Origin of the sequence: Polynucleobacter arcticus (genome assembly GCF_013307205.1) — a bacterium.
GTDB classification, from domain to species: Bacteria; Pseudomonadota; Gammaproteobacteria; order Burkholderiales; family Burkholderiaceae; genus Polynucleobacter; species Polynucleobacter arcticus.
This window is the reverse complement of the sequence record NZ_CP028940.1, coordinates 815394-828223: the sequence shown is the minus strand read 5'-3', so window position 1 is coordinate 828223 and position 12830 is coordinate 815394. Positions and strand designations below refer to the sequence as shown.

14 protein-coding genes are annotated in these 12830 nt (G+C 46.7%); 3 read left to right on the top strand and 11 right to left on the bottom strand.

Annotated features, from left to right (window positions below):
• Positions 1-178: 178 nt before the first annotated feature.
• From DN92_RS04260 to DN92_RS04240, 5 genes are all read right to left on the bottom strand, one after another.
• Positions 179-709 (bottom strand): hypothetical protein, encoded by a 531-nt coding sequence (locus DN92_RS04260; RefSeq protein WP_173960088.1) that lies wholly within the window; start codon positions 707-709, stop codon positions 179-181.
• Positions 706-1557, bottom strand: a complete 852-nt coding sequence (locus DN92_RS04255; RefSeq protein WP_173960087.1) for a peptidylprolyl isomerase — start codon at positions 1555-1557, stop codon at positions 706-708. The genes DN92_RS04260 and DN92_RS04255 overlap by 4 nt, the downstream gene beginning before the upstream one ends.
• A gap of 35 nt (positions 1558-1592) precedes the next feature.
• A complete protein-coding gene (locus DN92_RS04250; protein WP_173960086.1) occupies positions 1593-3317 on the bottom strand; it encodes a ShlB/FhaC/HecB family hemolysin secretion/activation protein in 1725 nt (574 codons plus the stop codon).
• Between the two features lie 254 nt (positions 3318-3571).
• Entirely contained in the window at positions 3572-3826 is a 255-nt protein-coding gene (locus DN92_RS04245; RefSeq protein ID WP_173960085.1) for a type II toxin-antitoxin system YafQ family toxin, read from the bottom strand.
• A complete protein-coding gene (locus DN92_RS04240; RefSeq protein ID WP_173960084.1) occupies positions 3813-4076 on the bottom strand; it encodes a type II toxin-antitoxin system RelB/DinJ family antitoxin in 264 nt (87 codons plus the stop codon). The genes DN92_RS04245 and DN92_RS04240 overlap by 14 nt, the downstream gene beginning before the upstream one ends.
• Positions 4077-4190: 114 nt before the next feature.
• Here DN92_RS04240 and nadA point away from each other — a divergent pair, with 114 nt between their 5' ends.
• Together nadA and nadC are read left to right on the top strand one after the other, a co-directional pair.
• Positions 4191-5318, top strand: coding sequence for a quinolinate synthase NadA (gene nadA / locus DN92_RS04235; protein ID WP_173960083.1), 1128 nt, complete (start codon positions 4191-4193; stop codon positions 5316-5318).
• 23 nt (positions 5319-5341) lie between these two features.
• Positions 5342-6214, top strand: coding sequence for a carboxylating nicotinate-nucleotide diphosphorylase (gene nadC, locus DN92_RS04230; protein WP_173960082.1), 873 nt, complete (start codon positions 5342-5344; stop codon positions 6212-6214).
• Here nadC and DN92_RS04225 read toward each other — a convergent pair.
• On the bottom strand, positions 6196-6534 hold the full coding sequence (locus DN92_RS04225; RefSeq protein ID WP_173960081.1) for a helix-turn-helix domain-containing protein: 339 nt from the start codon (positions 6532-6534) through the stop codon (positions 6196-6198). The genes nadC and DN92_RS04225 overlap by 19 nt on opposite strands.
• A complete protein-coding gene (locus tag DN92_RS04220) occupies positions 6512-6892 on the bottom strand; it encodes a type II toxin-antitoxin system RelE/ParE family toxin (protein WP_254598341.1) in 381 nt (126 codons plus the stop codon). Before DN92_RS04220 ends, DN92_RS04225 begins: the two co-directional genes overlap by 23 nt.
• A gap of 147 nt (positions 6893-7039) precedes the next feature.
• Between DN92_RS04220 and DN92_RS04215 the strand changes: the two genes are divergently transcribed.
• Positions 7040-7282 (top strand): BrnA antitoxin family protein, encoded by a 243-nt coding sequence (locus tag DN92_RS04215; protein ID WP_173960079.1) that lies wholly within the window; start codon positions 7040-7042, stop codon positions 7280-7282.
• Between the two features lie 5 nt (positions 7283-7287).
• On the opposite strand, the gene nadB is transcribed toward DN92_RS04215, so the two are convergent.
• The 4 genes from nadB to fdhF form a co-directional block, all read right to left on the bottom strand.
• Positions 7288-8949: an L-aspartate oxidase gene (gene nadB, locus DN92_RS04210; protein WP_173960078.1), complete on the bottom strand. Its 1662-nt coding sequence runs from the start codon at positions 8947-8949 to the stop codon at positions 7288-7290.
• Positions 8950-9228: 279 nt separating this feature from the next.
• A complete protein-coding gene (mazF, locus tag DN92_RS04205; protein ID WP_173960077.1) occupies positions 9229-9570 on the bottom strand; it encodes an endoribonuclease MazF in 342 nt (113 codons plus the stop codon).
• The gene (locus DN92_RS04200; protein ID WP_173960076.1) at positions 9570-9812 is read right to left on the bottom strand and encodes an AbrB/MazE/SpoVT family DNA-binding domain-containing protein; all 243 of its coding nucleotides are present in this window, start codon (positions 9810-9812) and stop codon (positions 9570-9572) included. Before DN92_RS04200 ends, mazF begins: the two co-directional genes overlap by 1 nt.
• Positions 9813-9927: 115 nt before the next feature.
• Complete coding sequence (fdhF, locus tag DN92_RS04195; RefSeq protein WP_173960075.1) at positions 9928-12819, bottom strand: formate dehydrogenase subunit alpha; 2892 nt, start codon at positions 12817-12819, stop codon at positions 9928-9930.
• Between the last annotated feature and the right edge of the window lie 11 nt (positions 12820-12830).

Here is a 12830-nt window from a genome sequence, read left to right as displayed (position 1 = left end):
TTCATGTAATGCATGAAGTAGGAGTAAAAAAATTCATCTTAAGTTCATCCATTGCATTAACTATGGATTACATCATCATGCAATGTGGTTATCTGAAGGATGATGTTTTATCTTTTGAGTGTGTTGATCGCCGCAATAAATTGCCGCAATCAATCACGAGATGCACTACACAATCACATTAAATTTGAGTGGCTTTTGGAGCGGATTTTGGTGTGTTTATTTGGGGTGTTTTTGGGTCTAAAAATTTGCTTTTGGCAGCCTCCAAAAGTGCCCTCTCAATGGCGGGTTTTGCCCCTGCCAAACTGAAGCGATTGACGGCAAAAGCACCCGACTGGAGGGCAACCGCAAATCCGATCATTTCCCCGGCTTGGGTGGCCCTTAAAACCGCCTCAAAGGGGTCCAGGATCTGGAATAAGTTGCCCCCAATCAGGGTACATTCCATGCTTAAGGCGGTTGAAACAGCCTGACTATTCATCAAAACGGAGTATTTGGTGCCTGGGTCGCATTTGAGACCCTGCTGGAGGTAAAAAAGGCACTTTTCACCAGAGCAGAAGACGCCAAAGGTGGATTTGGAGTCGTTTGCGGTATGAGCCTCATTGGTTTGACCGTTGAGGTCCACAACCCAGTTCTGAGATAGCAGCTTCTCAGCATGGGCTGACAAAGATATCAGCAGAATGCAGGCGAGCAGGAGGCTTTTAATAGGCTTCACTGGACAATCTTGGCATTACTTCTGAGGCCTTTAACCACCTCAGCTAAGTATTGCTGAACTAAAGCCTGTCTTAACTGGGGCTTAGATTCTTCAAAGGTAGGAATCTTAAAGTTGCGCTTATCGTCCAGCTTGAGAATGACCCAACCTACCGGCGTTTGGACCGGAGTTGCCGTGATTGAACCCTTGGCCATACTGGGCAAAACATTGGCTACTGCCGGGATCACTTGACCAGCCATGAGCCAGCCTAGCGCCCCGCCCTGTGCCTTTGAATTGGTATCAATAGAGTATTCCGAAGCTAATTTACCAAACAACTCCCCTTTTTGAATACGGCGGATCAGATCCAGGGCATCGGTTTCATTGGCGACCACAATTTGACTGATGCGGTACTGAACACTATTGCTGCCATCCCCCATCAACTTACGTTGACGATCGTATTCTTCGCGTAACTTGGCATCAGAGATGGGATTGCTCTTAAAGTGATTCTCCAAGAATGCTTGGAGCAATAAATTTTGCTTGAGCTGCGTGATCTGATCCGGAAAATCAATTTCCTTTGCGAGCCCTTGCTTATTTGCTTCTTGCGCAATTAACTCTTTATTAATTAAATCTTCTTTTATGGCCTGGCGTAACTCGGGTGTGTCGCGTTGGCCTTGATTGACCAGTGCGCGGATATTGAGATTGAGAAGGCCTTGTGTAATAGCTACGCCGTTGACTGAGGCAACAAATTCGTAGTCAGGCTTGGAATCTTTGGCATCAGATTTTGTTTGGGCCAGCGCTGGATTGAGGCTGACTATGCTGACTAGGCCGACCAATGCAAAGAATGTAGTAGGTAGAAAGTGTTTCGTTTGCATCGGTAAGCCTATCTCAAAAGATCAATTCAGTAGAATTAAAACTGGTAACTCGCTGTTAACCATCCACGGGGATTAGTTGTAGTTCCGTCGGTATTGACTGCCTGTCCTGAGGTGCTATACAAAGGATTGTTACCAACCTGCCAGGCTACCATAGCCCCTAAGTTCCAGCCTTCCCAATCCCACTTCAAACCCACACCAGTACCCATCAATGAGTAGGTATTATTCGCATTCGTTTGACCTTGCCAATTGGTGTAGGGGTTTTTGTATTGCTGTACTACACCAGCATCAAAAAACACGCTGGCAATAATGCGCTGAGGAAATTGTTGGCGCAACTCGATAGTGCCAATACCACCCTGTGAACCTCCGCCCTGAGCTACTGGATAGGCACGAATGGCATAGGGACCACCCATATAAATTTGTTCTGCGGAGTTGAGGTTCACGGAGGCTAGCTGTCCGCTAATGGATACAAATGCAGTGGTTGTTCCGTCCTCTGATAGCTGCTGCGTTCGATTGCCGGCAAAGGTAAATTTCGTGAAGCTCTGCGGGGTGTACTCACCATAACCCTGAGTACTAGTACTCAATATATTCAGGCTACCCAATACGATATTGGCTGAGCCGGCGCTCACGCCGCCACCACCGAAGCTATCGTAATGATTACCAGAAATACCGAGAGAGCCGTTATTAATGGTGTAGGCACTAATAGTAGAAAGAGTTAGCATGTTCTTATTGGTATAGCTCTTGACGTCATAGTTTGCGGTCACGTTGACGTTTGTACCTTGCCGCCGAACTAATGGGTAGGCAGCGCTGACACCGGTTGTCCATGCATCACCATAACCACCGCCGGCACTCGTTGCATAGTTACTCACGTTCTTGTAGTTCAAGAAAGTGCCAGATACACCAAGACGCAAGCCATTCTTAGAGCCTGGAAGCGAGTAGGCCCCTTGCACATACTGCGAACCTTCGGAGTAGATACCATTAACGGATGCTGAATCACCAATACCCGTTGGGTTAATGGCACTTAATGCAATCACGCCTTGATTGGCTCCAGTTGAACGGCTACCGTAGTTATTCGCTTCCACCTTACCTTGATACCACTGCGGCTGAGTGAGTTGTAAACGTAAGGCAGTTTCACCATCTTTTTGACCGGGCTCTAACTGGCTAGAAACCATGACACCAGGCGTTTCATTCAGGATGATCAGGGCACGCTCAATTGCCTTGGTGTTCAGAGGCTCACCAATCGGATTGGCATAAGTAATGTATTCGGCGGCCGTTTCTTTATTAAAACGGGTTGCGCCATTGGGTGTATCGACAAACACGCTGCTGAGCTTCGCCTCTGTCACCAAAATCTTTACAACGCCATTGGCGATTTTCTGCGGAGGCAATATAGCCTGCACGGTATATCCATTCTTGCGATACAACTCGACTACGGCATCACAGGCTTTTTGTAGGTCATCAAAACTCACCGCACGATCAAGCCACGATTTCAAAACAGCCTGAACCGTATCTGCTGGCAAAATACTCACACCCTCCAATACAAATGATTTCACCTCAAATGTCACTGAACTCTGAGCTGTAGGAGCTGCGCGCTGTGGATCTCTTTCGGTTGGCTCTGGCAATGCCAACGGAGATGGGCTTGGGAGCTGTCTTTCGAGACCCTGCTGCAAGGCGCCGGCATCAATTTGTGCAAAGCTCAACGCAGGAGACAGCGCGGAACAAATAGTGATCAGCTGGAACAAGCGGCGCATGTAGTTCAATGGCATATCTGAAACTTTTCCGAGGTAGTTTTATCAATAAATTCAAGTAATTGCGAGATTTTATATGGATTTATTCAAAGAATGAAAAATTTACATTAGCCCTAAAGCCAATAACGAACCATTATTGACTTCCTGCTTAGCCAGCAATAGGCAGCCTGAAATGGAGCTGCGCACCACCATCAGTACGATCTTCATACTAAATAGAGCCCTCAATAAGAGTGGCGATATACATTTAGAGCTATAAGCTCAGGCAAGAATCTCTATAGACTCAACTCGCTATGCGAACCAATCCTTGCTAGTCTCAAGCTTGCTGGGTCATGCTTGATATGGTAATCCCTAAAATCTTTCCATTGCCCTGCTAAGCTGTGATCAAAATATCGCTCTGGCAACTCTAGATCTAGGACTAACAGCCCTACCACCTCGATCAAAGCGGACTCTACGACCGTCTTATATCTTCCTCTCGACTCACGCTTGTAATCCTTCTTGAATTGAGTAGTTCGCTCAATCCTCCGCATTTAAATCCTTTAGTAACTCCTTTGCCGAACCAAAGGACATTAGCTGACGCTCACGAGCTTCGCGCATAGCCGAAATTGTTTTTGCATTTGGAACGAGGGGCTCAAATGGTAGGGACTTTTCAGTAGCCACTCTTACCAACATCATCCGCAGTGCATCGGATACAGTTAGGCCCATTGCTTCAAGTACGAGACCTGCCTCATGTTTGATTTCTGCATCTATGCGCGCACGAACAACTGCATTTGCTGCCATTTTTGCCTCCACTCAGGTAACTTGCGATTCTCAATATTGTAGCTACATTGTAGCTACAATAATCACAACGATTAAGTCAATTAAGCCACTGAAATAAGGAGGCTAAAATTACACATGACTTCAACTGTTAGCAAATCCATCGCTTTTGACTACCCTCAGCAAAATGCTGCTGGGGCCACCTGTACCGCCCAAGCTTGGGCCAAGACCCCTCCCCAACTCCATGGCACTGAAAAGGCTGCCGTCATTGCCCGCATTAAGCAACTCTTAATTGAAAAAGATGCTGCCTTGGTAGCGCACTACTATGTCGATGGCGATATTCAAGATCTGGCGATAGAGACCGGTGGTTTTGTTTCTGACTCATTGGAGATGGCCCGCTTTGGTAAGAATCATCCGGCCAAGAATCTGATTGTGGCTGGGGTGCGTTTTATGGGAGAGTCTGCAAAGATTCTGAGTCCCGAGAAACGCGTCTTCATGCCTGATCTAGAGGCAACCTGCTCATTGGATTTAGGTTGCGAAGCGAGTGACTTTGCTGCGTTTAGAGCAATGCACCCTGATCGCACTGTAGTTGTCTATGCCAATACTAGCGCTGCAGTGAAAGCACAAGCTGATTGGATGGTAACTAGTTCTTGTGCATTAGCGATCGTTCATCAACTTAAGCTTGAAGGCAAGAAAATTCTGTGGGCGCCTGATCGTCACCTAGGTCGCTATATTCAAGAACAGACTGGCGCAGATATGTTGTTATGGAATGGTGCCTGCATTGTTCATGATGAATTTAAGGCGGTTGAATTAGAAATGTTAATGGCTGCACATCCCGATGCTATGGTTTTGGTTCATCCAGAATCTCCACAAGCAGTTGTAGATTTAGCGGATGTTGTTGGCTCAACCTCTGCCATGATCAAGGCAGTTGTTGAAGGCACTGCAACTGAATATATTGTGGCTACTGACAATGGCATCTTGCATCGCATGCGTCAATTAGCACCCAATAAAGTCTTGATTGAAGCGCCTTCTGCCGGCAACAGCGCCACCTGCAAGAGCTGCGCTCACTGTCCTTGGATGGCCATGAATGGCCTGCAAGGAATTTTGAATTGTCTTGAGAATGCCTCTGGTGAAATCTTCATTGATGAACCGGTGCGTGTAAAAGCCCTAGGCTGCATTGATCGCATGCTCGACTTTACAAAAAATCACCCCGACCTTCTAGCCCAAGCCCAGCATGGCTTTGTGAAGAACATAGGCGTTGCCTAATTAAACTGATTGACCCTATACCTATGTTTGATCACAACGAAACTTTAGAGCAAGCGCGTCAACGCAATATCGCCGATGCGCTGATGGAAGATATTGGTCAGTGTGATTGGACTGCGCAATTGGTTCCTAGTAAACCTGTTCGCGCACAACTGATCGTTCGTCAAGAGGCCGTGTTGTGCGGAGTAGATTGGTTCGAGGGTACGCTCAAGAAATTAGATCCTGCAGCAACAGTGATATGGCATTACCTAGAGGGTGACTTGATGAAGCCCGATACTAAAGTCTGTGATATTGAAGCGAATTCTCGTGCCCTGCTCTCTGCTGAGCGCCCTTGCATTAACTTCCTACAAACACTCTCTTGGACGGCAAGCATTGCGCGCCAACATGTGGATGCGATTGCCGGTGTTAGCCCCAATCCAAAGGGTTGCGCGGTACTCGATACCCGCAAAACCATACCGGGATTACGTCAAGCGCAGAAGTATGCGGTTCGAGTGGGTGGCGGTCAAAACCAACGTCTTGCACTTTGGCATGGCATTCTGATTAAAGAAAATCACATCGCTGCAGCTGGTGGTGTTGCGGCTGCAGTGAAAGCTGCGCAAGCTCTTAATTCGGGCGTGGATATTCAGGTGGAAGTGGAAAATTTTGCTGAATTGACAGAGGCTTTGGATGCTGGAGCAAAGAGCATTTTGATTGATAACTTCACCACCGAGCAAATGAAAGAGGCTGTTGCCTTTACCAATGGCCGCGCTTTATTGGAGGCTTCCGGCGGTATTGACTTAGATCAGATGCGTGCGATTGCAGCCACTGGTGTTGATCGCATCTCCCTTGGAAAGCTGACAAAAGATATTAAAGCGGTGGATTTCTCGATGAGAATAAAGACTCATAACAGCACGGACTGAATTCCCTTCATATCAATGATTTGAAGTAATTTGGCTGCAGCTCCACTGGGGTGCTTTCCGGAGCCCGCAGACTCCCACTTCTGAACGGTCGAAACACTGACATTGAGTAAAGCGGCAAAAATAGATTGACTCATTTTGGCGCGATGAATTCTGAGATCTGACACCTTTTTTGGCGTAAATACTGGTGGCTTCTCTATGCAAAGTGCCTTCATCTTCACGAGGTCATGTTTAGTTAAAAGGCCATGGCCATCCAAGTCCAAGGCCATCTCAAGCAATTCATCCAAAACTCGTTTTTCTTCAGTAATCATTTTCTTGCTCATTGCAATTTAACTCCTTTAATGTCCCCAAACAGGCTAACTCTCGTAGTGTTTTTATGCCTGCTTTCTCAAAAGATCTGGCAATAATCCCTGCCGCCTCCTGCTCCCTCTCCGTAAAGTCTGACCCAGGACTGCTTTTCTCTCTACCAACAATAAAAATAATTGCGTAACTATTTTTCTTCGCCACTAGCGTACGAATACCACCACTCTTACCTTGACCTGCAATAGGAACCCTTTTCTTACAAATACCATCACCTAAGTCTGCCTCATAAATGCCTCGATCAATCTCTCTTGCGGCATTACACAGAGCGCTGACCGCAATAATCTTCTTTGCCCAACGATCAAATGTTTTTGTTTTCATGACTATTTTCATAGTCAAAATTCTAAACTATTGCACTCAGTGCTATAACATTGTAATTGACAATGGATTGGGGTTGTTTAAGCACTAATATTTGTATATACAATAATTGGAAATAACTGAAAATCATGAGTTCATAAGCAAAAGTTGATGAAAAAATTAAAAAGTAAGCAGGAAGAATGGGTTGATCCAGATGATGCGCCAGAGTTAGATGAGCAATGGTTTAATGATGCGCACGTCTATGTTGGTAGACCACCCATTAAAAATACCAAAGAGATGCTGAGTCTAAGAATGGACTTTGATGTATTGGAGAAACTGCGAGCAAGCGGTAAAGGCTGGCAAACTCGCCTAAACAAATATATTAAAGATGCTGTGTTGAAAGGCGATCTTTAATGAATTTAGGTCTCAGGATTTTCTGAGGTACCTTCAGCTTGTGGGGTCAATATTGTAGGGTAAGAAACTGCCCAAGTACCCGGATAGTCGCGGCTGTAGTGCAGCCCCCTACTCTCTTTACGCATTAAAGCGGATCTCACAATCAGCTCTGCGCATTCTAGTAGGTTACGTAATTCAATCAAGTCACGCGTCACTTTAAAGTTGGCGTAATACTCCTGTACTTCGTATCTAAGGAGTTTGATGCGGTGTAATGCGCGCTCTAAGCGGCGGTTGGTTCTGACGATGCCAACATAGTTCCACATCAATGAACGCAGCTCATCCCAGTTATGGGCAATCACCACCTGCTCATCGGCATCCTCAACCTGACTCTCATCCCACAGTGGCAGTTTTGGCATTGCTGGTGTTTTCATTTCGGAGATATCTGCAGCAGCAGCCTTGCCAATGACGATGCACTCCAATAATGAATTACTTGCCAAGCGATTGGCGCCATGCAAGCCGGTGTAAGTGGCTTCACCGACGGCATATAAACCCGGTAAGTCTGTTTTTCCTTTGAGATCTGTCACCACACCACCACAGGTGTAATGCGCTGCAGGCACGACTGGTATTGGCTCTTTAGTGATATCTAGACCCAGAGTCATGCAACGCGCATAGATCATCGGGAAATGCTCTTTAATGAAGGCTTCACCCAAATGGGTGGCATCCAGATGCACGTAATCCAAACCGTGCTTCTTCATCTCAAAGTCAATTGCCCTAGCAACAATGTCACGAGGAGCCAACTCATTACGCTCATCATGCTCTGGCATAAAGCGAGTACCGTTTGGCAGTTTGAGTAAGCCACCCTCACCACGCATCGCCTCAGTAATTAAGAATGTTCTGTCGCTGGGGTGATACAGGCACGTTGGATGAAACTGAATAAATTCCATATTACCGACGCGGCAACCTGCCCGCCAGGCCATGGCAATACCATCGCCAGTAGCCGTATCTGGGTTGCTGGTGTATCGGTAGACCTTACCCACACCACCGGTAGCCAAGACGACTGACTTAGCTTCAATTGTTTCTACATGATTATTTTTAATATCGAGGGCATAGACACCATAGCAACGATTCGGTTTGCTACGCTGCGTCTTCGCATCTAAGTGGCGATTGGTGATGAGATCTAACGCAATCCAATGCTCCAAGATATGAATGTTTTGATGCGCCCTGGCTTTATCCAGAAGAACTTCATGGATTGCTTTACCAGTGGCATCAGCAGCGTGTGCAATACGACGATGACTGTGGCCACCTTCACGAGTTAAATGCAGGCCCATTGGCCCTGACTCATCCGTAGTAAACGGTACGCCCTGTTCAACCAACCAACGAATAGCCTCAGCACTTTCTTCTGCAATATAACGTGCAGTCGACTCCACTACGAGGCCTGCGCCTGCATCTAAGGTGTCAGCCACATGAGAATCAATACTGTCATTTTCTTTATCTACGACCCCTACGATGCCGCCTTGTGCCCAAGCTGTCGCCGCTTCACCAAGGCCACGCTTGGCCATGAGAATCACTGGCTGGGATTCGGCCATATGCAATGCAACGGTTAAGCCTGCTAATCCGGCTCCAATAATCAGAACTGGAAGCTCTGCTTTGGTATCAGTTTGTGGTGTTGAGGGTTTTGAGCTAGCCATGGAAAGTTAATTCTAAAGGGCAATAGGATTCTTGGTATTTTTTACCCCACTAATCAGTCGGTCGAGGGATAAAAGGTATGAAACCATTGCTTTGAGCCTCACTAAGAGACTCTAGGCAGTTAGCTACAAAGGAAGTTGGCAATTCTGGATTGTCTATGCAGGCCTTACCTCACCTTGCCCAGAAATTGACTTGCTGATCAATAGTATGAACATTGCTTTCCTTACGAAGCAATGCTTGCGTATGCCCACTTAAATTCAAGTGAATTAATTGCGACATATTTACGTGATCGAAAGAAGCGCTTTAGCCTTACTTCGCACCTCAGCAAGGGCAAAAGTGCTGACTGTGCCCTTATATTTCGCTTTACGAATCTTCCAATCCAGAGATTTAACTTGATCGGAAAGAATCGCGGATTGAATGTCATCAATTTCCACCAAAACCTCAAATGGATAGCCCTTAATTTTTGTAGTCAAGGGACAACAAATCATCAAATTTGTTTTTTTGTTATAGGCTTCTGGCGTTAAAACCACAGCGGGACGTCGCCCGGCTTGCTCATGCCCAGCTTGAGGATCAAACTCCAACCAAACAATATCTCCAGCATTTGGAATGTAAGCCTTAACCATCAGAGCAATTCTTCGCCTACAGGCCCACCAAAATCATTTTCGTGATGAAGATTTTTCGCAGTTATCCCAGAAAGTAATTCATCAAGCTGATATTCATTCTGAACAATTGGCTCAATAACGATTCGGCCTCTCTGCACCTTAACCGAGACAAGCTGATCAATATTCAAGTGGGCAGACTTCATGACAGCAGTATTTAAACGCAATGCAGGACTGTTACCCCACTTTTTAATGATAGTTTGCATGATGCCCCCTTGTTTAAAATGTATCTACATTGTATCTACATTTTCACCGATGATCAAACCAAAAAAATAAAAACCCCACCTTAAAGGTGGGGCTTGGTTGAGGGGCTATTTATTACTAAACAGATGTAACTTTTTGCCGATCGGGATCATTAGTGCCATAACCCACTACTGCAGAAGCCTGTCCACCTTTAGCCAGTTTCACAGCGCAGTACTTAAACTCCGGAATCTTGCCAAATGGATCTAAGGCAGAGTTGGTGATTAAGTTAGCTGCAGCCTCGTAATAAGCAAACGGAATAAAGATCACGCCACGGGGTGTGCCATCATCTCGACGCACATGAATGCCAACCTCGCCACGACGGGACTGAACAGTGATCACATCGCCAGCAGAAACACCGAGCTGGGTCATATCTTCACCATTCATGGATACCGTTGCCATTGGCTCAATCGCATCCAATACAGTTGCCCGGCGCGTCATACTGCCGGTATGCCAATGCTCTAACTGACGACCTGTAATTAATACAAATGGATACTCTGTATCAGGACGCTCGTTGGCAGGAATGATATCGGCTGGCACTAACTTCACTTTGCCATCTTTGGTATCAAACTTGTCATTAAACACAATTGGGCGGCCTGGGTCTTCGGCGGACAGGCATGGGTAGGTCACGCTAGATTCTTTTTCAAGGCGCTCCCAAGTAATGCCATTAATCGCTGCATGCATTGCTTGACGCATTTCGTCATAGACTGCAGCAACACCGTCATCAGCACCTTGGTAGTCCCAGTTCAGGCCCATGTGCTTCGCAATCTGTTGAATAATCCATAGGTCAGGCTTTGCATCTCCCGGAGGGTTAATTGCTTTTTTGCCCATCTGCACCATGCGGTCAGTATTACTTGCTGTACCGACCTTCTCTGGCCAGGCACTGGCTGGCAATACTACGTCTGCTAGGAGTGCGGTCTCCGTCATGAAGATATCTTGTACGACCAATAAATCTAAGGCAGCCAAAGCATGACGTGCATGGTTCAAATCTGGATCGCTCATCGCGGGGTTCTCACCCTCAACATACATGCCGCGAATCTTGTCCGGATCACTATCGGGCGCAGTGATCTTATGCATGATCTCTACAACGGTATAGCCAGGCTTCTTATCCAATGGGGTATCCCAAAACTTCTCGAACCACGCATGTGCTTCTGGGTTATCAACCCGCTGGTAGTTCGGGAACATCATGGGAATCAATCCTGCATCACTAGCACCCTGGACGTTATTTTGTCCGCGCAGTGGATGCAAGCCGGATCCAGGCTTACCAATTTGGCCAGTAATACTCACCAAGGCAATTAAGCAGCGGGCATTGTCAGTGCCGTGAACGTGCTGGCTGACACCCATACCCCACAAGATCATGGCAGATTTAGTAGTGGCGAACTCTCTAGCCACTTCACGCAATGTCTCCGCGGGAATACCGCAGATGGGGGCCATCGCTTCTGGGCTGTAGCCTTTAATGTTTTCTTTCAGCGCTTCAAAATTATTAGCGCGATTTTGAATAAAGTCTTGATCAGCCAAGCCCTCTTCAATCACGGTGTAGATCATGGCATTGAGCATCGCCACATCGGTATCCGGCTTAAACTGCATCGTACGCCAAGCATGCTTAGCAATATCGGTCATACGTGGATCGCAGAGAACAATCTTCGCGCCACGTTTAGCCGCATTCTTAAACCAAGTAGCCGCTACGGGATGATTTGCTGTTGGATTAGATCCAATCAAGAAAATCATGCTGGAATGCTCAACGTCATTCACCTGATTACTCACGGCGCCTGAGCCAACACCTTCTAGTAACGCAGCAACAGATGATGCGTGGCAAAGACGGGTGCAATGGTCGACGTTATTATTTTCAAAGCCGGTACGTACGAGTTTTTGGAATAAGTAAGCCTCTTCGTTACTGCCTTTTGCAGAGCCAAAGCCCGCCAATACTTTATTGCCGTATTGATCTTTGAGTTTCTTCAGGCCGCCACCAGCAACTTCCAAAGCCTCTTCCCAAGTCGCTTCACGGAAAATATCAGACCAGTCCTGCTTACCTTCCAGCAAGGCCTCATCTTTAGCAACACCCGCTTTACGAATCAGTGGCTTAGTCAAGCGCTGTGGGTTATGGATGTAGTCCATACCAAAGCGACCTTTAACGCAAAGACGATTGTGATTAGCTGGGCCATCACGACCTTCTACGCTGACAATCTTTTCATCTTTAACGTTATATGTAATTTGACAGCCAACGCCACAGAATGGGCAAACTGAATCCACCTTACGATCTACCGTCTGCGAACCAATTAAACCCTTAGGCATCAAGGCACCTGTTGGACAAGCCTGCACACACTCGCCACAAGCCACGCAAGTACTATCACCCATTGGGTCATTGAGATCAAAAACGATCTCACTATGCGCACCACGCATTGCGTAGCCGATCACATCATTGACTTGCTCTTCACGACAAGCACGCACACAGCGATTACATTGAATACAAGCATCTAAGTTCACTGCCATTGCAGGATGAGATATGTCGTTGACCACTTTGTCACGACGCAATGCCTTCAGCTCAGGACGCACCGTTACATCCATGCGAGTGGCCCAAGTACTGAGCTCACCGTGTTGATTCTGTTGTTCTTCTTCTTTGCTGTCACCTACCCACTTAAAACCTTCATCGGGCATGTCGGATAACAGCATTTCTAATACGAGTTTTTGACTCTTCAGTGCGCGCTCGCTATTGGCTTTGACTTCCATACCAGGAGTAGCACTTCGGCAGCAGCTCGGTGCCAAGGTGCGTTCACCATTGATCTCGACTACGCATGCTCGGCAATTACCATCTGCGCGATAGCCATCTTTAAAACACAGATGCGGAATATCAATTCCGTGGCGCTTAGCTGCCTTGAGAATGGTTTCACCTTCGTAAGAAACGATGGTTTGTCCGTCTAGCTTGAACTCGACTGTTTGCAGCTCAAGCTCTTTAGGGTTTACTGGTGCGTTCATATTTGTCTCGT